Origin of the sequence: Tundrisphaera lichenicola, assembly GCF_051175385.1 — a bacterium.
Lineage (GTDB): Bacteria > Planctomycetota > Planctomycetia > Isosphaerales > Isosphaeraceae > Tundrisphaera > Tundrisphaera lichenicola.
The window spans coordinates 1,316,365-1,341,768 of record NZ_CP195106.1; the positions used below are offsets into that span (position 1 = coordinate 1,316,365).

The 25,404-nt window shown below is 62.2% G+C and carries 24 protein-coding genes and 2 tRNA genes; 13 read left to right on the top strand and 13 right to left on the bottom strand.

The window, feature by feature from the left end:
- Window positions 1-58: 58 nt before the first annotated feature.
- The 3 genes from P12x_RS05110 to P12x_RS05120 all read left to right on the top strand — a co-directional run bounded on the left by P12x_RS05110 (window position 59) and on the right by P12x_RS05120 (window position 3,710).
- Window positions 59-1,069, top strand: coding sequence for an alpha/beta hydrolase (locus tag P12x_RS05110; protein WP_435009781.1), 1,011 nt, complete (start codon window positions 59-61; stop codon window positions 1,067-1,069).
- Window positions 1,070-1,137: 68 nt separating this feature from the next.
- Entirely contained in the window at window positions 1,138-2,409 is a 1,272-nt protein-coding gene (locus tag P12x_RS05115) for a lactonase family protein (protein WP_435009783.1), read from the top strand.
- Window positions 2,410-2,735: 326 nt separating this feature from the next.
- The gene (locus P12x_RS05120) at window positions 2,736-3,710 is read left to right on the top strand and encodes a quinone oxidoreductase family protein (protein ID WP_435009784.1); all 975 of its coding nucleotides are present in this window, start codon (window positions 2,736-2,738) and stop codon (window positions 3,708-3,710) included.
- 307 nt (window positions 3,711-4,017) lie between these two features.
- Here the strand turns inward: P12x_RS05120 and P12x_RS05125 are convergent.
- A tRNA-Sec gene (locus P12x_RS05125) sits at window positions 4,018-4,116 on the bottom strand.
- A 175-nt stretch (window positions 4,117-4,291) separates the two neighbouring features.
- On the opposite strand from P12x_RS05125, the gene P12x_RS05130 reads away from it, so the two are divergent.
- Window positions 4,292-4,726, top strand: a complete 435-nt coding sequence (locus P12x_RS05130; RefSeq protein ID WP_435009786.1) for an SET domain-containing protein — start codon at window positions 4,292-4,294, stop codon at window positions 4,724-4,726.
- Window positions 4,727-4,766: 40 nt separating this feature from the next.
- Here P12x_RS05130 and P12x_RS05135 read toward each other — a convergent pair whose 3' ends face one another.
- The 5 genes from P12x_RS05135 to P12x_RS05155 form a co-directional block, all read right to left on the bottom strand.
- Complete coding sequence (locus tag P12x_RS05135) at window positions 4,767-4,955, bottom strand: hypothetical protein (RefSeq protein WP_435009787.1); 189 nt, start codon at window positions 4,953-4,955, stop codon at window positions 4,767-4,769.
- 793 nt (window positions 4,956-5,748) lie between these two features.
- On the bottom strand, window positions 5,749-6,501 hold the full coding sequence (locus tag P12x_RS05140) for a hypothetical protein (RefSeq protein WP_435009789.1): 753 nt from the start codon (window positions 6,499-6,501) through the stop codon (window positions 5,749-5,751).
- Window positions 6,498-8,837, bottom strand: a complete 2,340-nt coding sequence (locus tag P12x_RS05145; protein WP_435009790.1) for a PAS domain S-box protein — start codon at window positions 8,835-8,837, stop codon at window positions 6,498-6,500. Before P12x_RS05145 ends, P12x_RS05140 begins: the two co-directional genes overlap by 4 nt.
- A 73-nt stretch (window positions 8,838-8,910) precedes the next feature.
- Window positions 8,911-9,285, bottom strand: a complete 375-nt coding sequence (locus P12x_RS05150) for a DoxX family protein (RefSeq protein WP_435011763.1) — start codon at window positions 9,283-9,285, stop codon at window positions 8,911-8,913.
- Between the two features lie 5 nt (window positions 9,286-9,290).
- Window positions 9,291-9,596 (bottom strand): hypothetical protein, encoded by a 306-nt coding sequence (locus tag P12x_RS05155; RefSeq protein ID WP_435009791.1) that lies wholly within the window; start codon window positions 9,594-9,596, stop codon window positions 9,291-9,293.
- A 359-nt stretch (window positions 9,597-9,955) separates the two neighbouring features.
- On the opposite strand from P12x_RS05155, the gene P12x_RS05160 reads away from it, so the two are divergent.
- Together P12x_RS05160 and P12x_RS05165 are read left to right on the top strand one after the other, a co-directional pair.
- Window positions 9,956-10,354 carry a GatB/YqeY domain-containing protein gene (locus P12x_RS05160; RefSeq protein ID WP_435009792.1) on the top strand — a complete coding sequence of 133 codons (399 nt, stop codon included), beginning with the start codon at window positions 9,956-9,958 and terminating at the stop codon, window positions 10,352-10,354.
- 81 nt (window positions 10,355-10,435) lie between these two features.
- The gene (locus P12x_RS05165; protein WP_435009794.1) at window positions 10,436-10,774 is read left to right on the top strand and encodes a phosphoribosyl-ATP diphosphatase; all 339 of its coding nucleotides are present in this window, start codon (window positions 10,436-10,438) and stop codon (window positions 10,772-10,774) included.
- A 10-nt stretch (window positions 10,775-10,784) separates the two neighbouring features.
- On the opposite strand, the gene P12x_RS05170 is transcribed toward P12x_RS05165, so the two are convergent.
- Both P12x_RS05170 and P12x_RS05175 read right to left on the bottom strand, forming a co-directional pair.
- Window positions 10,785-12,437, bottom strand: a complete 1,653-nt coding sequence (locus P12x_RS05170) for a hypothetical protein (RefSeq protein ID WP_435009796.1) — start codon at window positions 12,435-12,437, stop codon at window positions 10,785-10,787.
- Window positions 12,438-12,483: 46 nt separating this feature from the next.
- Window positions 12,484-13,080 carry a fused DSP-PTPase phosphatase/NAD kinase-like protein gene (locus P12x_RS05175; RefSeq protein ID WP_435009797.1) on the bottom strand — a complete coding sequence of 199 codons (597 nt, stop codon included), beginning with the start codon at window positions 13,078-13,080 and terminating at the stop codon, window positions 12,484-12,486.
- A 287-nt stretch (window positions 13,081-13,367) separates the two neighbouring features.
- Here P12x_RS05175 and P12x_RS05180 point away from each other — a divergent pair.
- From P12x_RS05180 to P12x_RS05195, 4 genes are all read left to right on the top strand, one after another.
- Window positions 13,368-13,442 (top strand) — tRNA-Gly (locus tag P12x_RS05180).
- A gap of 106 nt (window positions 13,443-13,548) precedes the next feature.
- On the top strand, window positions 13,549-15,024 hold the full coding sequence (gene tig, locus P12x_RS05185) for a trigger factor (RefSeq protein WP_435009798.1): 1,476 nt from the start codon (window positions 13,549-13,551) through the stop codon (window positions 15,022-15,024).
- A gap of 105 nt (window positions 15,025-15,129) precedes the next feature.
- A complete protein-coding gene (locus tag P12x_RS05190; RefSeq protein WP_435009799.1) occupies window positions 15,130-15,765 on the top strand; it encodes a ClpP family protease in 636 nt (211 codons plus the stop codon).
- An 80-nt stretch (window positions 15,766-15,845) separates the two neighbouring features.
- Window positions 15,846-16,460 (top strand): ATP-dependent Clp protease proteolytic subunit, encoded by a 615-nt coding sequence (locus tag P12x_RS05195; protein ID WP_435009800.1) that lies wholly within the window; start codon window positions 15,846-15,848, stop codon window positions 16,458-16,460.
- A 75-nt stretch (window positions 16,461-16,535) separates the two neighbouring features.
- Here P12x_RS05195 and P12x_RS05200 read toward each other — a convergent pair whose 3' ends face one another.
- The 3 genes from P12x_RS05200 to P12x_RS05210 all read right to left on the bottom strand — a co-directional run bounded on the left by P12x_RS05200 (window position 16,536) and on the right by P12x_RS05210 (window position 18,558).
- Entirely contained in the window at window positions 16,536-17,201 is a 666-nt protein-coding gene (locus P12x_RS05200; protein ID WP_435009802.1) for a hypothetical protein, read from the bottom strand.
- 22 nt (window positions 17,202-17,223) lie between these two features.
- Entirely contained in the window at window positions 17,224-17,637 is a 414-nt protein-coding gene (locus P12x_RS05205; protein ID WP_435009803.1) for a (deoxy)nucleoside triphosphate pyrophosphohydrolase, read from the bottom strand.
- A 111-nt stretch (window positions 17,638-17,748) separates the two neighbouring features.
- The gene (locus P12x_RS05210; RefSeq protein WP_435009804.1) at window positions 17,749-18,558 is read right to left on the bottom strand and encodes an enoyl-ACP reductase FabI; all 810 of its coding nucleotides are present in this window, start codon (window positions 18,556-18,558) and stop codon (window positions 17,749-17,751) included.
- A 712-nt stretch (window positions 18,559-19,270) separates the two neighbouring features.
- Here P12x_RS05210 and P12x_RS05215 point away from each other — a divergent pair.
- Complete coding sequence (locus tag P12x_RS05215) at window positions 19,271-21,298, top strand: mechanosensitive ion channel domain-containing protein (RefSeq protein WP_435009805.1); 2,028 nt, start codon at window positions 19,271-19,273, stop codon at window positions 21,296-21,298.
- Window positions 21,299-21,378: 80 nt separating this feature from the next.
- Here the strand turns inward: P12x_RS05215 and P12x_RS05220 are convergent, their stop codons facing one another.
- Window positions 21,379-23,277, bottom strand: coding sequence for a heavy metal translocating P-type ATPase (locus P12x_RS05220; protein WP_435009806.1), 1,899 nt, complete (start codon window positions 23,275-23,277; stop codon window positions 21,379-21,381).
- 173 nt (window positions 23,278-23,450) lie between these two features.
- Window positions 23,451-24,656, bottom strand: a complete 1,206-nt coding sequence (locus tag P12x_RS05225; protein WP_435009807.1) for a hypothetical protein — start codon at window positions 24,654-24,656, stop codon at window positions 23,451-23,453.
- A gap of 100 nt (window positions 24,657-24,756) precedes the next feature.
- On the opposite strand from P12x_RS05225, the gene P12x_RS05230 reads away from it, so the two are divergent.
- Window positions 24,757-25,011, top strand: coding sequence for a carboxymuconolactone decarboxylase family protein (locus tag P12x_RS05230; protein ID WP_435009808.1), 255 nt, complete (start codon window positions 24,757-24,759; stop codon window positions 25,009-25,011).
- Window positions 25,012-25,059: 48 nt separating this feature from the next.
- Window positions 25,060-25,329 carry a carboxymuconolactone decarboxylase family protein gene (locus P12x_RS05235; RefSeq protein ID WP_435009809.1) on the top strand — a complete coding sequence of 90 codons (270 nt, stop codon included), beginning with the start codon at window positions 25,060-25,062 and terminating at the stop codon, window positions 25,327-25,329.
- Window positions 25,330-25,404: the final 75 nt, after the last annotated feature.

Sequence of the window (25,404 nt, forward strand, 5' to 3'; positions counted from 1 at the left end):
GCCTCGGGGATGTTAAGCGGCCGATAGTCCGGGAGCCCCTCCAGCCAGGAGTTGAAGGATGAGAAATGCGATCCGAGTTGCCGTCTGGCTGGGATGCTCGGGGGTGATCCTGAGCCTGACGCAGGCGAGAGGGCAAGATGCCCCCGCTCCGGCCCCTAACCCCGATTCCCAGTACCGGCTCGGTCCGGACTCCCTGCCTCAGGAAGGGGTCCCCAAGGGAGAAATCCGCGGGCCCTATACGCTCCCCAGCCAGGCCTACCCCGGGACCCAGCACACCTACTGGGTTTACGTTCCCGCCCAGTACGATCCGGCCGTCCCGGCGGCGCTCATGGTCTTCCAGGATGGCCAGGCTTTCAAGCACGAGCAGGGAGACATGCGGGCCCAGAACGTGATGGATAACCTGATCTACCGCCGCGAAATCCCGGTCATGATCGGAGTCTTCATCAATCCGGGCCGAAAGCCCGAGCAACCCGAGCCGACCCCCCGGGAGTGGGGCGATCGCGACACAAATCGTCCTACCGAATACAACACGCTCGACGACCGATACGCCCGGGTGATCACCGAGGAACTGATGCCCGCGCTGGAGAAGGAATACAACATCTCGAAGGACCCGGAGATGCACGGGATCGGCGGGTCGAGTTCCGGAGCGATCGCGGCGTTCACCGTCGCCTGGGAACGGCCCGACCACTTCCGGAAGGTGCTCAGCAATGTCGGCAGCTTCGTCAATCTGCGGGGCGGTCATGTCTATCCCGAGAAGGTCCTGGAAACCGAGAAGAAGCCGATTCGCGTCTATCTCTGCGACGGGAGGAACGACAATCGAGGCCTGCGTAACGGCAAGTATGACGAGAAGAGAGACTGGTTTTTCCAGAACGTCCGGCTGATGAAGGCGCTCACCGAGAAGGGGTATGACGTGAATTACTCGTGGGGCATGAATAACCACGGGCAGAAGTTCGGCGGGGCAATCTTGCCGGAGATGATGCGCTGGCTCTGGCGGGATGGCCCGGTCTCCACGGACCCGAAAGACAAGGTAGAACGAGGGTTCAGGCAGCCGGTCGAAGGGAAGCCCTAGGATCAAGCGGAAGGTCGATCGGTTATTGATATTGGGCGCCACAGATCTCATCGAGTATAGAAATCGTCATGAATTCAAGCGAATACTCCCGCCGTACATTCCTGAGGACGTCGGTCGCTCTCGCGGGGGCCAGCCCGCTCGTTGCCGCGTTGAACACCACGAGGGCGGATGAAGCCGGCGGGCCTCTCCTGGCGTACGTCGGCACTTTCAGCTCTCCACTCCGAGACGTGTTGCCGACGCAGGTTGATCTGCCGCCCGGCAATGGGCGCGGTATCCACCTGTTCCGGGTCGATCGATCCAGCGGGGCGATGACTCCGGCCGGCGTGCATGAGATGGGGACCAGTCCGAGCTGCCTGATCCTCAATGCCGACGGGACGAGGCTGTATTCCGCCAATGAGACCGATCGGGCGGGAGCCGACAAGGAAGGCACGGTCAGCGCCTTTGCCATCAATCGTGCCGACGGCCAATTAGTCCCGCTCAATACGGTCCGATCCGGCGGAGATGGTCCCACTTATGTGAGCATCCATCCGTCGGGCAAGTTTCTGCTGGTGGCCAATTATTTCGGCGGCTCGGTGGCGGTCTTGCCCATCCTGCCCGACGGGCGACTCGGGGATGCCTCGGACATCAAGGTGGATGCCGGTAAGCTCGGCCCGACCAGGGCGACCAACGCCCCGGCGGGTAGCCTGGCCTTCAGCGGCCATGATCGGACCCACGCGCACATGATCCAGGCCGATCCTTCGGGACGTTTCGTCCTCCATGTTGACCTGGCGCTCGATCAGATCTTCGTCTGGAAGTTCGACGAAGCGAAGGGCACGCTGACCTCGAATCAGCCTCCCGCGGTCTCTCTGCCGCCGGGTGACGGGCCTCGGCATTTCTATTTTCACCCCAATGGCCGATGGTTCTACTCCATCCAGGAGGAAGCCTCGACCATCGTCCTCTTCGATTACGAGGCCGAAACCGGGCGATTGACCCCGAGGCAGACGATCTCGACCCTTCCGCCGGGGTTCGCCGGGAGCAACTTCTGCTCCGAGATCCTCGTGTCGTCCGATGGGCGATTCGTCTATGCGGGCAATCGCCTGCACGACAGCATCGGGATCTTCTCGGTTGGCCCGAATGGAGATCTCGCGTTCGCCGGGGAAGAATGGACCCGGGGGAATTACCCACGGAGCTTCAACTTCGATCCCACCGGCCAGTTCCTCTTCTGCTGCAATCAGCGAGGCGACAACATCGCCATCTTTCGGGTGGACCGCAAGACCGGAGGTCTCGGATTCACGGGTCATTACACTCCCGTTGGCAATCCTTCCAGCATCGTTTTCCTCGATCTAGCCAAGGGCGGATAATGGGTCGAGGACTCGAATTGATCCGAATTGCTCCGGGAGGCCCTGGGAAGAGCCGGCGTCGAAGTCAGTTTCAAACCAATTGAAGGGGCAGGGTACGGCGGTCGCGAATTTTCCAGCCGTGAGAATCGCCGAAAGGTCGAGGCGTTTTTGGATGGCAACCTGAGAAGGAAGCATTAGATCGAGGGCCGGCTCCCGGTGATGGATGCCGGCGATGAAGTCTTTGCTCGCCCCTCGGATCGTTCGAGACAGGGAAGAATGCAGCCCTGACCGGCTGACTTTTGATGGCAAACCATTCCAGTTCGGATGGCTACCCAACGGAGAAGAAGATGGCGAAGGTCGTGCGGTTCTACGAGGCCGGTGGGCCTGAGGTCCTCCGATGGGAGGATGTCGAACTCGGCGAACCCGGCGAGGGTCAGGCCCGAATCCGGCATACCGCGGTCGGGGTCAACTTCATCGACACCTATCACCGATCCGGGCTCTATCCGCTCCCCCTCCCGAGCGGCCTGGGGAGCGAGGCGGCCGGGATCGTCGAGGCGGTCGGGCCGGGCGTCACGGTCGTACGCCCCGGTGATCGAGTGGCCTACGCGGGAGGTCCTCCCGGTTCGTACGCTGAGGGTCGCATCCTGCCCGCCAGCATCTTGATCCCGATCCCCGACGGGGTCTCGGACCAGACCGCGGCGGCGGTAATGCTCAAGGGAATGACGGCTCAATATCTGATCCGCCGGACCTACTCGGTCAAGCCGGGAGAGACGGTCCTGTTTCACGCCGCCGCCGGTGGAGTCGGCCTGATCGCGTGCCAGTGGCTCAAGGCCCTCGGGGCCACCGTGATCGGCACGGTCGGCTCGGACGAGAAGGCGGCCGTGGCGAAGGCCCACGGCTGCGATCATGTGATCATCTCGACCCGAGAGGATATCGCGAAGCGGGTCCGGGAGATCACCGATGGTGCGGGGGTTCCGGTCGTGTACGACTCGGTCGGTAAGGATACCTTCCTGTCCTCGCTCGATTGTTTGAAGCCGCTGGGCTTGATGGTTAGCTTCGGGAACGCTTCAGGCAAGGTTGCGCCGTTCGACATCGGCATCCTATCCCAGAAGGGCTCGCTCTACCTGACCCGGCCAACCCTGGCGACCTACACGGCTACTCGAAGCGACCTGGAGGCGACGGCCGGCGAACTCTTCGGGGCGATCCGAGAGGGCAAGGTCAAGGTGGAGATTCGACACACATATCCGCTGTCGGACGTTCAACAGGTACATCGCGATCTGGAGGGACGTCGTACGGTCGGCTCGATCGTGATGAATCCGTGAAGAACGCCAATCGTTGGTGAGGCTGGATTGGAGCCCGACCTCTCGGGACATTCTGGATCGGGAGCTTGCAGTCCGGATGGCCCAAAGCGCGGCCATGGTCCAGCCGCTCGCAGCGGGCGCGAGGAAGCCTACTCATGAAACTCGAAACCATATTCGCCATCAAGGAAACGAGTTGACCAATGACCTGGTCAAGTTGGCCTCGGTCTCTCGCCGTAGTTACCGGATTTTACCGAGTCGATCGGACCATGGATGACGTGTGATCTCGGCCGATGTTTGGTTCGATGATCTTGCTGGATCCGAGAGGAATTGGCGGGAGTGCATGGGAATCGAACCCACCAGCGGCATGTCTCCATGTCGCTCGCTGGTTTTGAAGACCAGGGCCGGCACCAGCCGTACAAGCACTCCCGGATGGTTCCAGGCTGTCATTCTGCGGGGCAATCTTCGATCCCGCAAGGGGAGTTATCCGGAGTAGACCGCGACTTGCTAGACATGAGCATGGGGTTTGCGAATATTGGAACGCGCCGGTACGTCGGTGGGCGAAGTCCGACGACGCTCCCGGGCAGTGGGATGGGGGGGGCGGGATGGCGTTCCAGCAGTCGGATGCGATCGAGATCAAGCGGACGAAAGGGAAAGGGCGTGGGGTCTATGCTCGCCGGCTGATCCGACGAGGCGAGATCATCGAACGAGTGCCCGTGATCGTCATGACCGTCGAGGAGTATGCCAAGGGCCTCTCCGAGACGGTCCTCAAGGATTACTGCTTCAACTGGTCGGCGGGAAAGGTGGCCTTGGCCCTGGGTTATGGGTCGATCTACAATCACTCCTATCGACCCAATGCCAGGTATGACGACGTCGGGCCGTTAACCAAGCAGTTCACCGCTCTCCGAGACATTCGACCGGGTGAGGAGATTTCGGTGAATTACAACGGAGAGCCCCGCAGCCGGGCCAAAGTTTGGTTCGACGTGGTCGAGACGGATCCTTCCAAGCCGACCGGAGGACCCGTGACTTCGAGCCCGTGAGTGGATGAGGAGATTCCCCGTCGAGGGATCGGCCTGCGATTCAATCGGAGAAGGCGAAATCGTGCTGGAAGGTGTGGCGGCAATTCTTGCAGTGGCAGATGTGAAGTCGGGGGACGTGGGAGCTCGATTCCCCTCCGGCCCAGTCCTGAGTCGTCGGAGGCTCGGTCGGGCCACCAACAACCACTTCGACGCTCCCACATTGCGGGCAGGGAACATCCAGGGTGTTCATCAAAGTTCTCCAATGAGATGATTGGTTATGCTGGGGCCGTTACCCTGGCGAAACCTGCCAGCGCCGGTGGCCGGAGTCAAATCGATCAAGCCTCGAATTCCGACGGACGGATCGAATCTTCGTCGAGGAATGATGATTCGCGATTCTCGCTAATCTCGGATTCGTCCGACTCGGAAGCCTCGTGCGTCGGTGACGGCTCGGGAATCTCGCCTCGGACGAACCGGCCTGGGGCAACCTGGACCCAGGCGGCGGGAGCTGGCTCGAGAATGATCCTGGAGCGAGCCTTCCTGCGGGGCCGGGCCGTCGACGAACGAACCGAGGGGGCTGGATTGTCGGCCATCATGAGCAGGTCCGCCTCGATCGGCCGGGGCACCGTCTCGGGAGGATTCTCCTTCAAGACCGGTTCAGAATTTCCGATAGAATCGACCTCGGATCCAGTCGTCTCTCGTGCGTGCACCCCCGACGCTCGTCCGGGTCGGGCGATGAGATGCCAGAAGACCAGGGCAAAATAAGGAGGGAGAATCCAGGCCATCGGCTGGGGGATCGATCGGGCATCTCGTGCGGTCAGCAGTGCGAGCGCGACAGTCCCGATTACTAACAGAATCTGTTCGATTCGAAACGGTTTTGAGTTGGGCACAGGTGGTCGAGTCTTTATGGGACATGTGGGTAAGCGCGGTCCACCCCGAAACGCCTCGCGGGAGGGCCGGCCTTCATTCGATCGGTTGATAGGGAATGGGGAGCGAGCGAATTTCGGGCAGGTGATTCAGGCCGGTTCCGGTCGCGACGGGTGGCCTCAAGGGGAGGAGAGGGGATCGTCCCAGATTCGGGCCAGGAGCTTGGCCATCGCAGGGTCATGTCGATCGAGGTCGGACCGGTCGAACGGGAAGAAGTCGTTCTTGCCGAAGTACGCCTCGGTCGACTCGGCAAAATATTCCATCGGGTTAGTGGCGGCGTAGGCTCGCTCCTGTCGGCCTCCGACCCGGGCCACCGAATCGTAAATTCCGTCCCGCTTCGCACGATCGAACTCGGCCTTCACCTCGGGGTTGTCGAATCCCTGGGGCAGGACCAGATGGTGATAACCATGGGCCAACTCGTGCAAGACCATCCAGGGTTGCTGCTCGGTCCATCGGAGGAAATTGCGAGCGTTGGCCAGCTCGACGCAACGGGCCTTCTCGGGATTCATCCCGTGATCCTGGAGCCACGAAGGGTCGGGATGATAAGCCATGCAGGGATGATGCGGCTCCTTTTCCTCGACCCAGATTCGGACGGTCCGGAGCCTGTCCACGGCCGCTTCGGGGAGTCTTCGGATCACCTGGAGGAGCTGACTTCTGAGGAGTTCGATCGTCCGGGCGGACAGGTCCGGATCGTTCTTGAGGAATCCGCCATGGATCAGGACGGGCCATCCTTCGATCGTCCGAGGCTCATAGCGGCTCGTCGGCTCGAACGCGAACGACTCGTCAGTTCGGGCGAACACGGCACGGGAGGATCCCAGGGTGACCAGGCCGGCTAGCGCGACACGGCGCGTGATGAACTGGTGATTGCTCATGCCTGCCCCTTTCGGTTGGTGGGTGCTTCCTGGATCGGATCCGTCCGGCCTTTCGAGGCGGCGATGACGCGAGTAATCGTGGTCTTGAGCGAGTCGAGATCGACCGGCTTGATGAGATGTTCGGCGAACCCGGCATCGCGACTGGCCCGGATATCCGACTCCATCCCGTAGCCGGTCAGGGCGACTGCCCGACCTTGATAGGTCGTGCCCAATCGACGCATCAGGTCGAGGCCGCTCCCGTCGGGAAGTCCGAGGTCGCTGAGGATCAAGTCGAAATGGTGTTGGGTGCAAACCGCCAGTGCGGCGGCAACCGAAGAGACGGGGGTCACCCGATGTCCCAGTCTCCCGAGCAGTCGGGCCAGGATTCGCTGGGTGGCGTCGTGATCCTCGACCAGAAGCACGGTCATTGGTTCGTCGACGACCTTCGGGATGGTCGTGATCGACGACGACGAAGCTTCCCGCGAGGGATGGTCGATCGTTTCGATTTCGACGGTGAAAGTCGCTCCAAGTCCCTTGCCCGGACTGATCGCGTCGATCTTCCCGCCGTGGGCGTTCACGAGTTTCCTTGAAATCGCCAGGCCGAGGCCGAGTCCGGCGAACGACTGGTTGGAGCGGACGTCTCCCTGCTCGAAAGCATCGAAAAGTCGAGGGAGCACTTCCGGGTCGATCCCGACTCCGTTATCGATCACCTCGACGCGAACTTTCCCGAGATCGGGATTGGAGGTTCGGACCCTGATTTCGCCGCCTTCTCGACTGAACTTCTGGGCGTTATTGATCAGGTTCCAGAAGACTTGCTGCAGGCGAGTGGAGTCACCCTGAACGATGTGACGCTCGGCATTTAGCTCGGGGACCAGACGGATCGCCTCCTCCCGCTGACAGATCTCGATCGCGACACGGATGGCATGGTGGAGGTCGACCACCTTGCGCTTCAGTTCGAGTTTCCCCTTCGCGATTCGGGTCAGATCCAGTAAATCCCCGATCAACCGGCTCTCGAGTTCGACATTTCGGCGGATCGAAGCCACGTCCTCGCGGAGGTCGGGGGGCAGTTCGGAGTGAGCCTCCATCATCGAGATCGTGAGGAGGACGGGCGTCAGAGGAGTCCTCAACTCATGAGAGAGAACGGCGATGAAGTCATCCTTGGCCCTGTTGGCTCGCTCGGCCTCCTCCTTCGCCTGGCGGAGCGAGGCCAGGGACTGTCGCTGTTCGGTCACATCTTCGCAGGTCCCGACCCACTCATCGAGCGTCCCATCGGCATTGGCGACCGGTACGCCCCGCGCGATCACCAGGCGATGACCACCCGCCCGGTGCCGGATTCGATATTCCGTATCGTAAGGCGATCTTTCCGTCACGGATCTCAGCCAGACGGTCTCGACACGCTCGCGGTCGAGGGGATGCACCGCATCCAGCCATCCCTTCCCGAGGTATTGATCCGGCGACTGGCCCGTGAAGGCCTCCCAGGAAGGCAACTCCGAGACGATCGAGCCGTGGGCATCGGTTGCCCAGACGATGGCCGAGGAGGCGTCGACGAGCGATCGATATCTCTGCTCACTTCGCCGGAGCGCCTTCTCGGACCGCTTCTGCTCGGTGATGTCCTCGAAGACGCTCTGAACCCGGTAAGGACGATCCGAGCCCTCTCGAAAGATCGGCACGGCGTTGATCCTGATCCAGCGGACCTCATCGGTCTCCGGTCGATGGAGTTCCATCACGATGCTCTGGAACGGCTTCCCGGTTGCCAGCGCGATCATGGCCGGATGTTCTCGGGTCGGGAAATGCGAGCCATCCTCGTGGAATGCCTGCCAAGCGTGGTCTAACGAGTTCCTTCCAATGATCGCGTCGATCGGCATGGCCAGGATGCGCGAGGCGGCGGGGTTGGCATACTCGATCCGACCCTGTGCATCCTGATAGACGACACCCTGTTCCATCGTCTCGAAGAGGGCGCGGTGCCGTTGCTCGGAGTCTCGCAGCGCTTCCTCCATGGCCCGCCGTTCGTTGACATCCTGGAAGTAGACCGAGAGCCCAGCGGGCGTCGGAGAGGCACGAACCTCGAACCAGGTCGCCAGGGGAGCAAAGTACTCCTCGAACTGGACGGTGACACCCTGCTCGACCGCCCGGTTGTATTCCCGATGGAAGTTCAGGCCGACCGCCTCCGGGAATTCGTCCCAGATACAATGACCGATCAGATCCAGTCGGGACCGTTGAAGGAGTCGCTCGGCGGCCCGATTCAGGTACGAAAAATTCCAGGCTCGATCCAGCGCGAAGAACGCATCCGCTATGCTCTCCAGGACCTCGGCGACCGGTAGGGGGAGCGCCTCGGCCTGGCCTGAGCGGAGCGTCATCGATGCTTTGTCGGTAATCTCCCGATCGCCGGCTCTTGGCTCGTCCTTCCCGAGGGGAATCTCGGGGCGGGTCTCATCGCCTTGCATATGCATAAGCCCAATAAATCAGCAAACCTTGCGCCGGTAATCGGAGAGCATGCACGATTCCAGGTAGGGGGAAAGCGTCTCGATGCAGGTAAACGTGGATATTCGCCGGGAAGACGGCGATCAGCAGAGCGATCAGCCCCCAACCCGCCAACCTCGAGGTTCGGGGGATCATGAGAAGGATCCCGAGCATCATCTCGATTGCACCGCTGAGCAAGACCAGCTCGCGTGGATAGGGTAGATACGGCGGCATGACTTTGAGGAAGAAATCGGTTGCGAGGAAATGTCCGACGCCTGCCGCGATGAAGAGCGAAGCGAATAGGACTTTACCGGCGAGTCGCAAGGACCATCGGGATTCCATCATCACGCTCACGACTCAGCCTCGTCCGAATCATCCAGGCTTTCATCGAATTCTTCGACGACGACCGAGAACGACCGGATCCGTGTCCCGAGGGGTAATTGCCCTCGGAATTTTTCCAACTCGTCCGAGGCATCTTCGCGATCGGTGAAGACCAGTGCAAAATCGGAAAGGTGCGCAATCGTTCCGATGGGGCTGGTATACCAGACAGATGGTTCATTCAGGGTCGAGTCTTCCTCCACGGTCGGGATCTTCCCGTCCGGGGTGACGACGGCGAAAAACTCGAAGCGGCCGTCGAGGTCCCCGAGATTGATCATGGCAGGAGGCTCCGTGGGAAGGACTTCCCTCGTCGAGAGGTAAGACTTCCATCTTATCCGCGCCAAGGCGAATTGGAAACGGTCCGAGCCATGTTACCAACCTCCGAGGGCCATTGAGCGATCGGGCACTCTTCCGCTGGGGTGGGTTCTCCGATGATAATTATTGAGTCAGATCCGGCCAATGGTTCGATGGTCTACGACCAGCATCGGGATGACCAGCATCGGGTGGAACTTCCTGTCCATCGGCCCTCGTCCCGTCGATCCTTCGGGAGGTCTTCGATGGGGAATCGACCCGAACCTGGGACGATCTTGGAAGGTCTGTTGAGCGGGAATTCCGGCGATTTCAATGGGAGATGGGCATGTCGATCGTGCAGAGGATGCGTGGGCAGCTGAAAGACGCGATGAAGGCCAAGGATGCCCTGCGGACTAGCGTCCTCCGTTACTGGATTGCCCAGCTCACCCTGGGAAGTGGCGAAGAGATGCCCGACGCCGATGCCATCAAGAAGATGCGAGGCGTCATCAAGGAAGCCAAGTCGGGCCAGACGACCTGGAAACCCGAGGAGGTGGCCCTGATCCAGGAGTGGGTCCCCCCTTCGCTCGGGCCGGATCAGATCGCAGAGGCGCTTCGGCAAGTCTCCGAGCAGATCAAGGCAGCCCCGAAAGAGGGCATGGCGATCGGCCTGGCCATGAAGGCGCTCGCCGGCCAGCCCGTGGACAGCGACGACGTCCGGGCGGCGGTCGCCTCGATTCGGGGATGACGTCGAACGGGTTGTCAGTCGAGATCGGGTGGACTTACCATCTTCGACTCTTCCACCAAGCCCCCGACCGGAGCTCGACGAATGCCCGAAACCTCGATACTCCCCGCATTGATGGACGTGATCGCCGAACGGAAGGCTCGACCCCCCGCCGAACGGTCTTATGTCGTCTCGCTGCTCGACGGCGGGACGGCGAAAATCAACGCCAAGATCACCGAAGAGGCCGGCGAGGTGGTCGAGGCCGCCGACGAGCCTGGCCCGGCCGGTCGCGACCACCTGGTCAAGGAGGTCGCCGACTTGGTCTTCCACACTCTGGTATTGCTCGGCCTCAAGGAAATTCCCTGGTCCGAGGTGGAGGCCGAACTGGCCCGGCGGTTCGGGGTCAGTGGGATCGAAGAGAAAGAGTCGCGCGTTCGAGCCTGATCGGCCCGGGTCATTCGCGAGGGTCATGGGTCCGGTAGGGACGCCGGATGATCAGGGGGGCGTCGGTCCGGGTCAGGATCCTCCGGCCGAGGCCCATCTCATCCTCGAACTCGGCCACCTTGAGGAGCTTGGGCCAACCGTCCGACCAGTTCTGATACTCGGCGTATTCCGCATCCTGGAGAAGGACGAACTTCGACCCCTCGCCGGGCTGGAAGTCGATGTGCTGGGGGCTGGCGAGTTGGCGGACAGGCCGGGCCATCGCAAAGGCGAGTTCGGCAGGCCAGGAGTGAAGGACGTAAATCGGGTGCTTCACGGGGACCCACTGGGCAATAGCCCGACCCCAGGGGCCGGCACTGGCCCGATAATTCCATTCGGGGACGTAATAGCCCCAATGGGCGATCTTGATCGCGATCGAAACCAGGATCAGGCCTCCGAGCGCCCAGAGGACCTCGCGTTTCCTGAACGCGTGCAGGGCCAGGAGGAATCCTGCGAGGCTGAGTAGGGCGACTCCGATGATCGTTGATCGGTAATAGGCGACCGCGAACCCGACATATCCGCCCCAGCTCAAGACCAGGGCAAACCAGAGCGTGGCCGCCGCCAGGGTCAGGCCGATGGCTCCTCGACGGACACCCCGTGGCAACTCGGGCCACGAGACGCAGAGCCGATCCCAGCAGGCGGCCGAGACCACCGCCAGGCCCACCAGGCTCGGCGCGAGCGCCGCAGATGCCAGCCCCGGCACGATCGTCCCGACCAGGATGGAGGCCCCAGCCACCTGGAGCCAGCCCATCACCAGAGGTCGGCCCGACTCGCCCCAGCCCTCGCGCATCTTGCGCGAACGGGCCAGGAAGGCAAATGGGGCCCAGGGCAGTCCCAGGCCGATCACCGTCAGGGGGAGGGTCCAGGCCGAGGACTGGGTGATCGGCAGGCCCAGGGCCGAGGCCCAGGCCTCGGCCGGTGCCGCCGAGAGGGCCCAGGCCGACCATCCCGCCACCGTGGCCGCGATCGGTATCGTCATCGACCATTTCCAGGTCGTTCCCGATCGTCCGAGGACGATCGTCGAGAGTCCTAGGACCGCCAGAGGCGTCCATCCTCCCGCCAAGAATGCGAAGCTGGCCCAGAAGCCGACCACCCACCCCGACCCACGTCCCAGGAGCCGGTCAAGCGCCGCGACCGTGCCCAGACCGGTGATCAGATCAAGGCCCGAGCTCCCCCCCGAACGGTCGATCGCCGCCACCGAGCCGAACCACGCCAGGGCCACCAGGAGGCCGGCTCTGGAGCCCATGGCCAGGCGAACTCGCCGGGCCGTCAGGACCCCGATCAGGACGGCGGCAATCGCCGATGGCCAGCGGACGGCTCCTTGAGTCGGCCCCTCTTCTTCGAAGAACGACCAGATCTGTCCAAGGCCGATGGAGGCCGGCCAGGTGGAAGGGTCCCAGTAACCAAACGCCCGACCAAACGGTCCGATGGGTTCGGACAAGGCCAGGGCCAGTCGAGATTCGGCTGGACCCAGATCGAGGTTCGATCCACCGACCAGCACGAAGAATGCAGCCAGGGTCAGGATCGTCGGTCGGACGAGACGACCCACCCAGGATATCTGCAGCTCGGGGACATCAGCCCTGAGCCGGAGTGAGGGCCGCTTCGCGTGGTTCAATTGCGAGAGCATCGGTCGGCTCCTTCCGTGGAGGTTGGCAATCGGGGGGAGACCGAACCTATCGGGCCTCGAGAGCGGGACTTGGGGCGTTTCTGTCGAGCACGACCGGAGGGTCGGAGAGCGGATAGCCGGGCCTGTTGCGGACCATGTTGAAGACGTAGCCGGGAATCCAGCCATCTTTATAGGATTGCCGCTTCATTTCCGCCGCCACGTCGTCGATGGTCCAGCCGTCTCGCTCGAAGCGATAAAGCGCGGTGGCCGCGCCCGTCCGACAGGTCCCCCGGGCGCAATGAATCAAGATTGGGCGACGTCCGGGATCATCGCAGGCCTTGAGGACCTCCCGAAATTGTGATTCCTGGCCAAATCCGTCTCCGGTCATCGGCAGGTTGAGAAAGTCGACTCCCATCCGTCGAGCAAGAGCACGCTCCTGTTCGACCCCCGGACCGGGTCTCTGGAAATTGACGATCGTCCGAAGTCCAAGCCGGTTCACGGCTTGTTCGAGCTGGTCCATATTGAGCTGACCACTCCGGTAGAGGATGTCCGGCTTGACCACGTCGAAGTGGTCCCAGACCAACCGGTTCCGACGGGTCTCAATGCCCAAATAAGTTGCCACAACCACCGCCACGAGGACGGTTAATGCGATTCCGATCCGCATGGCTCGCGTCCCGTCCATGGGCCAAGAGGGTTCGTATAAGAAGACGCTCTCGGAGGGGGAAGGGGGAATTCGAACGGGTGCAGGGCTCCATCCCTGAGGTCGGTCGGATCGTAGGAGAGTTCGACGAGACGGTCAACCCGAATTGAGGCTCGCGGTCCGAGGGCAAGATTTCCTGACAAGCGACTTGCATTCTTCGACGAGCTCCCTATACTGATCCTTACCCGCACCAAGTGGGTGTCTTTCACAATTCGCACCGGATCTGACGCTTGAGTCTTTCCGGATTCAGGGCGGGAGTAGCTCAGGGGTAGAGCACCACGTTGCCAACGTGGTTGTCGTGGGTTCGAATCCCATCTCCCGCTCCATTTACTATTTGCATACCGGGCTGGCTGGCGGCTTACGCTCGATCGCGTCGGGTGCGTGATGGCGGCCCATGCCATTCCAGCCCGTAGCGTTGAAGGACCGCCGTCGATGAGCACCGGGGAAGATCTCGAAACGCCCTCCACCTCCGAAGACGCTTCCACTGCCGTCGAGACGAAGGTGAAGCTCGATCTCGACGTGCAAATCAGCGACGTCGGCCCGTGCAAGAAGCATGTCAAGGTCACGATCCCTCGATCGGACGTCGAGAAACAATTCAAAGAATCGGTCGGCGAGATGGCGAAAGAGGCCGTCGTGCCCGGGTTTCGCCCCGGTCACGCCCCTCGCCAACTCGTCGAAAAGCGATTCCGCAAGCAGGTGGCCGGGCAGGTCAAGTCGGTCCTGTTGATGGCCAGCCTCGAGCAGATCGACGAGGATCACAAGCTCAATCCGATCTCCCAGCCGGATTTGGATGTCGAAGCGATCGAGCTGCCCGAAGACGGCCCGATGACCTTCGAGATGGATGTCGAGGTGAGGCCCGACTTCCCGCTACCGGCTTACAAGGCCCTGACCATCAAGAGCCCTGTCCGCGAGATCACGGACGGTGATATCGACGTTCAGGTCAAAGCATTTCGCGAGCGTTATGCTCAGTTGATCCCCAAGCTCGAAGGCGGGGCCGAGATTGGCGACTTCGTCACGGCCAACCTGACCTTCCGCAAGGATGGGGTCGTCTATAACGAGGCGAAGGAAATTCAGTTCCGTCTCCAGACGGAATTGAGGTTCCAAGACGGGACCGTCCCGGGTCTCGACGCCGTCCTGGTGGGAGTGAAGCCCGAAGAATCGCGCGAGGCCGAGGCCAAGATTGGCTCCTCGTCGGCCGATCCGAATCTCCGCGGCCAGTCGATGCAGGTGACGTTCGAGGTGCTCGACCTGAAGCACCTCCGACTTCCCGAGCTCGACTCCGCCTTTTTTGCGATGACCGGTTTCGACGACCTCGAAGACCTCCGGACGGCCTTGAAGGGCGTCCTCGAGCGGCGCCGCGAGTACGCCAGGCGTCAGGCCGTCCGCGATGAGATCTTGACCAAGCTCATTTCCGAAACGCCGTTCGATCTTCCTGCCGACCTGGTGGCCAAGCAGGAGAAAGCGACCCTCCGTCGCCTGGCACTGGACCTTCGCCAAGGCGGGCTGAACGATACCGAGATCCGCGCCCGCGAGGCCGAACTGAGGGCCAACGCCCACGAGGAGACCCTGCGGAGCCTCAAGGAGTTCTTCGTCCTCGCGAAGATCGCCGAGGCGGAAGATATCAAGGTCGAGGATGAGGACATGGAGGTCGAGATCGAGGCGATCGCCGCCCGGACCGACGAGAGTCCTCGACGGGTCCGGGCCCGGGTCGAGAAGGAAGGACTGGCCGACGCGCTGGCTTCCCAGATCCTGGAGCGGAAGTCGATCGATCGGATCCTCGAGTTCGTCAAGCTCGAAGAAGTACCGCTCGTCGACGACAAGGTGGTGGAGACGCTCGATCAGGCCGCGACCACGGCCCCCGAAGGTCTCCCCGAAGAGCCTTCGACGGTCTCGGGCGAGTCGGCGTGACGGGCCGGACTTCTCCTTCGCGCACGACCGCAAACTCCCACGGCCCGGCCCGGCCCGCCGCCCTAACCGGGCAGCGGGCCGGATTTCGTCCCCAAGGATCGACCCATGAACGACTTCGGACATCCGCTCGAGCCGGCCCGGCTCCAGCGTTATCGGGACATGTCTCGTCAGCGTCAGATGACCCTGCCGGACCTCCTCCTGGAAAACCGGATCATCTTCCTGGAAGGCGTGATCAACGATCAGTCGGCCAACTATGTCGTCATGAAGATGCTCTATCTTCAGTTCGACAATAAGACCCAGGGCATCAGCTTCTACATCAATAGCCCGGGCGGCAGCGTCTATAGCACGCTGGCGATCTACGACACGATGCAGTTCATCGACTGCCCCGTGGCGACTTACTGCATCGGGATGGCGGCCTCGGGCGCGGCTGTCTTGCTGGCGGGCGGATCGAAGGGGCGGCGGTTCTCACTCCCCCACTCCAAGATCATGATCCACCAGCCCCACGGGCAGGTCAGTGGTCAGGTCTCCGATATCGAGATCCAGGCTCAAGAGATTCTGGCGAACAAGAAAGATATCAACGAGATCCTGGCCAGACACTGCAACCAACCCATCGAAACGATCGCTCGCGATACCGAGCGTGACCGCTACATGACGGCCATTCAGGCGAAAGAGTATGGCCTGGTTGACGAGGTTGTCGGTCACATCCCGACCGCCGAGGCCAACAAACCCCCGGTCTCCTGAACCGAGCGTATTCGAACCGAACCGGCTCGCCGTCCGTCCAGAACTTCCAGGCTGACCGCTTCTCAACCGGGGACCTACCCATGCCATTGATCCCGATCGTCATCGAGCGGAGCGGTCGTGAAGAGCGGGCGATGGACATCTATTCCCGCCTGCTCCAGGACCGCATCATCCTCCTGGGCTCGGCCATCGACGACCAGGTGGCCAACGTGGTGGTCGCGCAGATGCTCGTCCTGGCCCATCAGGACAGCAAGGCCGATATCCACCTCTATATCAACAGCCCCGGCGGGAGCGTGACCGCCGGAATGGCCATCTATGACACCATGCAGTTCGTCCCATGCGACGTCGCCACTTATTGCATGGGCCAGTGTGCTAGCATGGGCTCGCTCCTCCTGGCCGCCGGCGCCAAGAACAAGCGGAACGCGCTTCCCCACGGCCGGATTATGATCCACCAGCCACTCGCCGGCATGGAAGGGACCGCGACCGACATCCTGATTCACGCCGAAGAATTCCTTCGGATGAAGAAGCAACTCAATGGGATCTACCGGAAGCATACCGGTCAGACTCTTGAGAAGCTCCAGGAAGACACCGATCGGGATCGTTTCATGTCGCCCGAGGAGGCCCGTGAGTATGGCCTGATCGACCATGTGATTGAGCGGGAGCCCGCCATCACCTTGAATCCCAATCCGATTCCCTGATCGGAATCCCGGATCGAACTCGGTCGGGTAGGGTTCACCCTGCCCGGCCTCGACTCGTTTCGAAATGGTGCAGACTCACCACCATCGGAGCGATTGCAAGAGTGCCCAGAAGGCGTGCTTGGCCCGGGCGTTCGAGAGGAAATAACCGGTGACGGGCAGGAGCATGATCAGGCAGGCGAGCCCGAACATCGCGTGCGAGATCTCCGAAGGGGCCTGAGGGAATCTCGATAACTCCTCGCGGAATCTCGGCTTGAACTCGGAGATCAGGGTTTCCGGGTCTTTCCCGTATGCCTCGATCGTCGCCGATCTGAGTCTGGGCAGGCTCCTGACCGTGATTCCCGACATTCGATCGGCATCCTCGAAGCCGTAGATCGTCGAGGTGAACCGTCCGTCGATCCGATACAAGGTCTCGCGGACCGCACGATCGAGTTCCTCATTCGACAGATGGTAGACCGTCACTCGGAGAGCGGCGGTTCCGGCAAGGACGAGCGACCAGAGTACCACCAGCGCGATCCAGATCGACCAGCCTAGAAGTCCGACTTCGGCACCAGCGACCCGGGATAGTACCGACTGTCCGAAGGGTCCAAACGCCACCAATCCTCCCAATCCTCCGGCCATCAAGCCTACGTCGACCGGACCGGTCAGCATGATGGGTTTCCGCCCACCGTGAAACAGGCCCAGGACGTAAAAATAGGCTGCGAGAGGGGTTGCCGTAAGTGCGATCTGAATCGCGGAGGTCATGGGATGCCTCGAAGGGATTCGATCAATCGGTGGCCTCGCCGGCCAGATCCGTGATCACCGCTTCGTTAGCCTCGGGGAATTGATAACTCGGAAGCTGACCGGCCGGGACCCATTGGAATCCCGAATGGACCGCCGGATCGGTTCGCGGTCCTTCTATCGTACATCGATAATAATTCAATTCCACAAGCCCATGGGGGTATCTGTGGATCACCTGCCGGAGCCGGTCACCGACGACGACCCTGATACCGACCTCCTCGAAGCATTCGCGAGCCGTTGCCTCTTCGACCGACTCGCCCGGCTCGCACTTGCCGCCCGGGAACTCCCAGTATCCCGACATCGCCGAGCCCACCGGCCGGACTCGGATCAGATATCGACCATCGCGCCCGATCAAGCCGATGCCAACTCTTATGGGTAGCTCCTGGGCGTCGACTTCCAATGTTCAGATCTCACGAGGGTGGCGAGATTTGCCGGGTTGAAAACCCTTGAAGGCCGAGGACCAGGGAGGAGGTTCGATCTTCCCTCAGATTCGAAGTGCGACGCTTTGCGATCAAACTTTTCCTTCCTTGGCCGCTTCGATCGCCCGACCGGGCGATCCCATCGCGTTGTATCCTGCGTCCACGTGCATGATCTCGCCGGAGATCCCGCTAGCGAGGTCGGAAAGGAGGAACATCCCCGCGGCTCCAACTTCCTCGCGAGTGATGTTCCTGCCCAGAGGGGCGACGGCTTCATAGAGCCCGGCGAGCTTATCGGCATCGCCGACGGCCGAGGCCGCGAGGGTCTTGACCGGGCCGGCCGAGAGTCCGTTGACCCGGATATTCTTCGGGCCCAGGTCGTAGGCCAGATACTTCACGGCCGCGTCGAGAGCCGCCTTGCAAACGCCCATCATGTTGTAGCCCGAGACGACTTTTTCGCCGCCGTAATAAGTCAGCGTCTCGATCGCGCCACCATTTGGCATGATTTCTGCCGCACATCGAGAGACGGCCGCCAGCGAGTAGACGCTGATCTCCATGGCCGTCTTGAAGCCTTCTCGGCTGGACTGGACGAACGGGCATTTGATGTCGTCGATGGGTGCGAAAGCGATCGAGTGAAGGACGAAGTCCAGGGAACCGTAAGTGGCGCCGGCCTCCTGGAAGACGCGAGCGATGTCTTCATCCTTCTGGACATCGCAGGGAGTGATGAGCTTAGCCCCCACCGGCTCGGCCAATTTGCGGACGCGCCGCTCCATCTTGTCACCCGGGAGATGGGTGAAACCGACCTCGGCCCCCTCATCGAGCAATTTCTTGGTGATTGCCCAGGCTATGCTGAAATCGTTCGCGACCCCGAGGACCATACCCTTCTTGCCGGTGAACAAGCCCATCGCCCCGATCCTTCCCGTGCCCGTTCGGGCTCGTTCCAACGTGTTTCGCGTTCCAAAGTTCGACGACATGCCGTGCGTCAAGAGGATAGCGTGGCGGACCAGACCGCTCAACCTCACTCTCGATGAAGGTCAGGGGAGATCGGCTCGGCGGCTCGGTGGGGGCCTCTCGACTAGTCGGCGACCGTCCCAGGCTTGCAAAGGTCAACAGGGATGAGTTGGGGTTTTGTTTCACATGGTCGAGGTGTTCTTTCCGGGCATTTCTGCTTGGGGATCATGGGGTGATTCTCGATCTCGAATTCTCCTCGGATCGATCCTCGCCGTTGGTGGTTCTATCGAATGAGTTTGTCACGCCGAATAGATCCTGCGCCCGCTACTCATCGCGTCGATTCCCGAGATTGCCCTTGAGCGATGAGTTTGATTAATCGATAAGACAGGCCTACTGCGTCCTCCATTTCTGGCTGTTGTAATTCGTTCAAATCACTACGTTCTCCGACATAGATCCGATAAGGAGCTTGGGTTGATTTATCGATTATGGGTGCCCGTTTTCGTTTCGCTCTGCAACACCACCATCACCTGGGCGGACGAGCCCCATCGTGCCCCTCCCGCCGCGTCTCAACAAACTCCGTCGGCTCCGAGCGGATCGATTGCCAAGCCGGCTCCTCCCCAGACGGCCGAATCAGGGTCGAGCGCCCCAGAGCCAGCTCGGATCTTGATGGCTCAGCGTCCCACAAATCTCCAGAATTCGAAGCCTGCGGTTTCCGTCGCCGAACAGGTGAACCACCTCAGTAAGGCGATCGAGGCCGGTGAAGAACGAATCAAGGAACTGAAGGCCGATCGCGAAAATCCAGCCAGCGAGTATTTCCAGTCTCAGACCGCGTTCGAAGAGGCGGACGAGGCCCTGGAGAGTCAGAAAAAAGCCCTCAAAGCTCTGGCCGAAGAGGATCAAGTCGGTCGAGAGGCGGCCCAGGCCGAAGTCGTCCGGCTGGAGAAGGCCCGCAACCAGGCCAAGGAACGATTTGACCTGGCGATCGAGGATCGCAAGATCTCGGCCGAACAGCTTGTCAACGTCGAGCAGAAGCTTCAAAGAGACCGCAAGGCACTCGATAAGCTGGAGGGCAAGGCAGAACCCGAGGTTGCGCCGGCAATCGCCCCGGTCGAAGGGAAAGCCGGGACCGAGACAGCCGCTCAACCTGCGGGCCCTCCCTCGACGAGCGCCGGCCCGGTCGTCGTCCCGCCCGGGTCGGCCTCGCTCCCTTCGGGACCCGCATCAGTTCCAGCACACGTCGCGACGGTTTCGACTCCGGCCCCATCGACCAGCCCGGCTCCCACGCCCGCTCAGGCGGTGGAGGCAGCTCTTCCGAGCCCGGATAAGGGGCGGGCGCCCAGCAAGGAACTGATCGAAGCCCAGCAAGATGCACAGACCAAGGCCGAGGTCTCTAAGGAAGCCGAGGCCGACGCACAGTCCGTCACCGATCGGCTGGCGAGCCTCGACCGAGAGATCGCCCTGGAACAGCAGCTGCTGACCACGGGTCGAAAGCAGCGCGATAACGCGACCGAGATTCGCCGCGACCTGACCGAATCATTCCGCGCCCGGTCGCTCGCTGGCGCACCGCGAGCCGAGCTGGATGTGCTCCTCGATCAAGTCAAGCAGCTGGAAAAGCGGCTCAAGGCGGCCAGTGATGACGTCCAGGAGCACTCGATTCGCCTGGAGGAGCTCCAGACCGAGCGAGCCGGCCTCCAGGCCGAGCAGCTCGATGCCCTCAGGAAGGTCGAAGAGGCTCGGGCCCAGGTGAAGGTCGCCGAGGCCGACATCAAGCGGCTGGAGAATCCCTTCAGCCCTCATAACATCCTCCAGTGGTCCATCGACCACGGGCCGCGGATCCTGACGATTCTGCTGGCAATGTTGGCCGCCCACTGGCTCTCGAAGTTGTTCAGCCAGCGAGTGATCCGGCTTTTGGCCCACAACGGCGCCCGGGGATCGAGCATCGAACGCGAGGCCCGCGCGCGGACCCTGGTCGGCGTCTGCCACAATGCGGCCTCGATGGCGATCTACGTCGGCGGCGGCTTGATGATCCTCCAGGAAGCCGGGATCCCGATCGCTCCCTTGCTCGGCGGGGCCGCAGTCTTCGGCCTGGCCGTGGCCTTCGGTGCCCAGAATCTCATCCGCGACTATTTCTACGGTTTTGTCATCCTCCTGGAAAACCAGTACAAGCTCAACGACGTGGTCCAGATTGGAGACCTCTCCGGACAGGTCGAGAAGATCACCTTGCGGATGACGGTCCTCCGCGATCTGGAAGGCAGGGCCCACTTCCTGCCCAATGGCGCGATCACCGCCGTGACCAACATGACTCACGGATGGTCCCGAGCCCTCTTCGACATCGGCGTGGCCTACAAGGAGAATGTCGATCGCGTCATGGCCGTCTTGATGACACTCTCCAATGAACTCCGGGCCGATCCCGTTTATGCCCCGATGATTCTCGAAGATGCGACCATGCTGGGGGTCGACCAGTTCGGCGATTCCGCGGTCGTGATCAAGTTCTTCATCAAGACGCGCCCACTCCAGCAGTGGAACGTCAAACGGGAACTCCTCCGACGGATCAAGAATCGCTTCGACGAACTTGAGATCGAGATCCCATTCCCGCACCGGACGGTTTATCACCGGGTGGAGTCGGGTGCCAACTTGCCCGAGTCCCTGGGCAATCCGAGCCGGATCCTCCACGGGTCCCATGCCAGAGGATGATCCTGGTCTAGCCTGCTCACGAGTCGTTCCATCGGCCGTTCGTCGGGAGGGTTTCAACGCCCGAAGAGCGGTCGATGCATTTAGCCGGGTGCTTGAGGATAGTCGGTCAGGACCGAAGGACGCAGCGAGGTCCGGAGCGCGTTCAGGACAGCCAGGACGTCGATCACTTCCTGGGCCACGGCCCCTGCGACGGGTGGCAGATACCCCGCCGAGGCGATGAGCATCCCGATCAGGCTCAAGGCCATGCCGCCGATGGCCGTCTGCAGGGCGATCTTCCTCATCCTTCGCCCGATATGGAGGAGTTCGTCCACCCGGCCCAGCGAGCTTTCCAGGATGACCGCCCCGGCCGCTTCGGAGGTGACGTCACTCGCCTGACCGAAAGCGATCCCCACCGTGGCCGCGGTCAACGCGGGTGCATCGTTGATCCCGTCTCCCATAAAGACGGTGGGGCACTTCCTGGTCTCCTCGCGGACGAGGTTTAATTTCTGCTCGGGACTCTGGCTCGCGTGGATCTCCGTGATTCCCACCTTCTCGGCCAGGTAGCGGACCTCGGATTCTCGGTCTCCCGAGACCAGCAGGACGCGGCCGAAGTGATGACTGGGCTTCAGATGCCCCACGAAGGCTCTCCCATCGGGTCGGGGTTCGTCCCGATATCGGAACGTTCCCGCGTACCGGCCATCGATCAGAGTCACGCATTCCAGGCCCCCGGACAAGGGGGGGAGCGACCCGGCCGAGTTCGGCGATTGGGACAGGAATTTCTTCCGGCTCGTCACCTGGACCGTTCGACCATCAATGGACCCCCGAAGTCCCTCACCCGGCTTCTCGCTGACTTCCTCGGCCGTCGCGGGTTTGAGCCCGGCGCGATCGGCAGCCGCGATCGTCGCCATCGCGAGCGGGTGGCGTGAGTAACGCTCCAGGCTCGCGACCGCGCCCAGGACTTCGTCCTCCTGGAACCCTTCGCCGGTCAAGACTTCCGTCAGCTTCGGTTGGCCGAAGGTGAGCGTACCGGTCTTGTCGAAGATCGCCGTCCGGCAGGTGTCGATCTTTTCCAGGACGGCCGGGTCCTTGATGATGATCCCGCGACGGGCGGCCAGCGAGACCGAACCGATGATCGCCACGGGGATTCCGATGAGCAAAGGGCAGGGCGTGGCGACCACCAGGACGGAAAGGAATCGGATCGAATCGCCGCTCGCGAACCAGGCGATCAGGGCAATGACCACCGCGATCGGGGTGTAAATCGCCCCGAGTTGATCCCCCAATCGACGCAGTTCGGGGCGTCGCTGTTCCGAATCGCGCATGACCTGCATGATCTTGGCATATCGCGAATCGATGGCCCGCTGCTCCGCCCGTATGGTCAACGCGCCATCACCATTGATCGCCCCGGACATCACGCTGGAGCCGACGGCCTTCGAGAGGACATACGGCTCTCCGGTTAGGTACGACTCGTCCATCGTGCTGTGCCCCTCGGTCACGATGGCATCCACCGGGCAGGTCTCGTGGGGATAGACGACCAGCAAGTCGCCGACCTCGACCTCGTCCAGCTGGATGTCCAGGACGGATTCATCCCGCTTCCTGTGGGCGACCGAGGGCATCCGTCGGGCCAGGGCCAGCAACGCGGAGGACGCCCGGCGGACGGCATAAGCCTCGAGTGCCTGCCCGCCCGACAACATCAGTACGACCAGAGTGCCGGCGAGATACTCGCCCAGGACGACCGAGGTAACGATCGAGATCCCGGCGAGCAGGTCCGAGCTGAACTCGAATCGAGTCAGTCGGATCAGTAATCCTCCGACCAGCGGAATGCCGCCGATCGTCAAGGCCACGAGGAGCGGGATCGTCGACCAGTCCCACCCATAAATCCTCGAGTCGATCCTCCAGGCGAAACGGAGGAGCAGATGGAGGACGATGGCTCCTACGGCGATCGCGGCGATGATCAGTTCTCGCGAAAAAAGGGACGAGATCCGGGCTAGCGCGGGTTTCATGATGGCTCTCAAATTCGATCGGCAGGCGTCGAACCGACCAACTTGATGGATCGGCGGCCGGGAGCTAGCATGAGGCTACCAGAAACCGATGTGCAGATCTTGAGTTAGCGAATACTCTCGCCGCCGCTCGAGCACGTTCCAGTCGAGGAAATCCGCGACCGGGGTATGATCGATCATGGACCCGGTCGATTCGCCCCCGGCTGGCCTTGGGCTTCGGAGGCCGGTTCGAGGGAGAAGGCGCGCAACCCCAACTCCTGGTCCAGCGTCCCTCGGGCCTGGCCGAGGGCCTTCTGGGTCGCGGCGCCCATACCCAGGCTCCGGCGTTTGAGATCGGGGGGGATCTCCCCCAGACCCAACGACTCGACCAGCCCTAAGACCGATTTGACCTGCGGGTCGTCGGCCAGGCCGTTCCCGGCCTCGGCGGGGAGGTCGTCGAGCCGGACCGAGGCCGATCCGGCGAGGGCCGGTACCCATCGTTCGGCCTCGACGCGGACCAGCAGGGTCGCCTCGACGACGACCGAGGAGAAGTCGGGGGCCATTTCGAGCCGGGTGAGCACCGCACCGATCCGTCCCTTCCGTCCGAGTTCCCGGAGGTGGTCGGGGAGCGGGTCGACCGGGGCCTCGCCGAGGAGTTGCTTCAGTCCCGAGATCGCGACGTTCAGGCTGGCCGCGGCGGGCGGGGCCTCGCCGGGGGCCGGTTCGGGCAGGACCAGACCTTGATAGCGTAGGAACCTCCCGCCGGGGTCGTTGGTGATCTCGGTCGCGGCCCGGCGGATCAGCCATCGCTCTTCCGACTCGGGTTGGGGCGGCAAGAGCTTCTCGACCGAGACACTCTCGCCAAGTCCCGGCGCGAATCCTCGACCTTCCAGGGCCGCCGAGAGTTCGGCCATCGGCATCGTCTCGACCTCGGGCAAACCCAGGAGCCATCCGAGTCGGAGCATCCGGTTCGAGGCCTTGTCCCGTCTCGCCACCGCTTTCAGGTCGGTCCGGTTCAGTCGGACGAGCATCAAGGGCGTGTCGGTCACTCGCTTCGGGTCGGCCTGACTCGCGAGTTCTCGGTCGATCCAGCCGAGGATCCGATCCCCCTGCGAGGGGTTGGCCAGCCTGTCGCGACGCCAGGAGTTGAGCCGGTCTAGATACTGGGTCGAGGCCTTCTGGACGATCGGGGCCTCGGCCTTCCGCCACTGGGCCGATCGATCGGGCAGATGAGCATCGGCCCAGGCCCGACGGACCAGGACCGGGATCGGTCCCCTCCGATCGGAGTCGAGGATTTGTCCGAGGACGACCTGCCCGTCACGGAGAGTGATCGAATCGGCGGCGGTCGGCGAAGGTCCCTGGGCGATCGCGATCAGTCCGACAATCCAGCCGATTCCGACCATGAACGTTCCCCCCTTTGAGATCCGAGGCCCTGGCGCGTTATCCTCGCTCAGTCCATGTTAACCCCGGATGATCGGCTTTGTCTCGAAAGGGGATCGAATCATGGCCCGAATTCGATGGGTTGAGGAAGGCGAGGCGACCGGCGAGGTCTCCGCGGTCTACTCCTCCTGGATGGCCGCCAACCCCGGTCGGCCGAAAATCCCCGGAATCCTCAAGTGCCTGAGTCTCCGTCCGGATCTCTTCCGGGGAATCGACGAGGTATCCGAGGCGGTCCATTTTCGCGACGGGCATCTGACCCGGCGGGTCAAGGAGATGATCGCCACCTATGTCTCGGCCCTGAATCGATGCCCCTACTGAGTCGGTAGCCACGCGTTCTTCCTGCGGTCGCAGGACACCAATCCCGAGTTGCATACCTGCCTGGCCCGCGCCGACCTGGACGCGGCACCGCTGTCGGACCCCGAACGCGCCTTGCTCGACTTCGTCGGCCTGGTCACCCGCCACGCCTATCGGACGACGGACGAGGATGTCGAGAGGCTCCGATCGCAGGGCTGGACCGACCCTCAGATCGCCGAATGTGTCTACGTCACGGCCCTCTTCGCCTTCTTCAATCGGGTGGCCGACGCCTTCGGTCTGGAAGATCCAGGGTATTTCGATCCGCAAAACTTGGCGAAATGAGAACCCGGATCCGGATCAATCGGGCTTTGCCCAATTGTTAGACTCTGACAAATCCGAGTTCATCCTCGTGATTGC

Coding starts and splice junctions, on each gene's coding strand:
- P12x_RS05150 (WP_435011763.1), bottom strand. CDS start 9,285: ATGATGGAATCCCGATGGTCCTTGCGACTCGCCGGTAAAGTCCTATTC.
- P12x_RS05220 (WP_435009806.1), bottom strand. CDS start 23,277: ATGAAACCCGCGCTAGCCCGGATCTCGTCCCTTTTTTCGCGAGAACTG.
- P12x_RS05225 (WP_435009807.1), bottom strand. CDS start 24,656: ATGGTCGGAATCGGCTGGATTGTCGGACTGATCGCGATCGCCCAGGGA.
- P12x_RS05215 (WP_435009805.1), top strand. CDS start 19,271: ATGGCTCAGCGTCCCACAAATCTCCAGAATTCGAAGCCTGCGGTTTCC.
- P12x_RS05110 (WP_435009781.1), top strand. CDS start 59: ATGAGAAATGCGATCCGAGTTGCCGTCTGGCTGGGATGCTCGGGGGTG.
- P12x_RS05190 (WP_435009799.1), top strand. CDS start 15,130: ATGAACGACTTCGGACATCCGCTCGAGCCGGCCCGGCTCCAGCGTTAT.
- P12x_RS05230 (WP_435009808.1), top strand. CDS start 24,757: ATGGCCCGAATTCGATGGGTTGAGGAAGGCGAGGCGACCGGCGAGGTC.
- P12x_RS05135 (WP_435009787.1), bottom strand. CDS start 4,955: ATGAACACCCTGGATGTTCCCTGCCCGCAATGTGGGAGCGTCGAAGTG.
- P12x_RS05155 (WP_435009791.1), bottom strand. CDS start 9,596: ATGATCAATCTCGGGGACCTCGACGGCCGCTTCGAGTTTTTCGCCGTC.
- P12x_RS05195 (WP_435009800.1), top strand. CDS start 15,846: ATGCCATTGATCCCGATCGTCATCGAGCGGAGCGGTCGTGAAGAGCGG.
- P12x_RS05210 (WP_435009804.1), bottom strand. CDS start 18,558: ATGGGCTTGTTCACCGGCAAGAAGGGTATGGTCCTCGGGGTCGCGAAC.
- P12x_RS05200 (WP_435009802.1), bottom strand. CDS start 17,201: ATGACCTCCGCGATTCAGATCGCACTTACGGCAACCCCTCTCGCAGCC.
- P12x_RS05160 (WP_435009792.1), top strand. CDS start 9,956: ATGTCGATCGTGCAGAGGATGCGTGGGCAGCTGAAAGACGCGATGAAG.
- P12x_RS05115 (WP_435009783.1), top strand. CDS start 1,138: ATGAATTCAAGCGAATACTCCCGCCGTACATTCCTGAGGACGTCGGTC.
- P12x_RS05120 (WP_435009784.1), top strand. CDS start 2,736: ATGGCGAAGGTCGTGCGGTTCTACGAGGCCGGTGGGCCTGAGGTCCTC.
- P12x_RS05140 (WP_435009789.1), bottom strand. CDS start 6,501: ATGAGCAATCACCAGTTCATCACGCGCCGTGTCGCGCTAGCCGGCCTG.
- P12x_RS05170 (WP_435009796.1), bottom strand. CDS start 12,437: ATGCTCTCGCAATTGAACCACGCGAAGCGGCCCTCACTCCGGCTCAGG.
- P12x_RS05165 (WP_435009794.1), top strand. CDS start 10,436: ATGCCCGAAACCTCGATACTCCCCGCATTGATGGACGTGATCGCCGAA.
- P12x_RS05130 (WP_435009786.1), top strand. CDS start 4,292: ATGGCGTTCCAGCAGTCGGATGCGATCGAGATCAAGCGGACGAAAGGG.
- P12x_RS05175 (WP_435009797.1), bottom strand. CDS start 13,080: ATGCGGATCGGAATCGCATTAACCGTCCTCGTGGCGGTGGTTGTGGCA.
- tig (WP_435009798.1), top strand. CDS start 13,549: ATGAGCACCGGGGAAGATCTCGAAACGCCCTCCACCTCCGAAGACGCT.
- P12x_RS05145 (WP_435009790.1), bottom strand. CDS start 8,837: ATGACGCTCCGCTCAGGCCAGGCCGAGGCGCTCCCCCTACCGGTCGCC.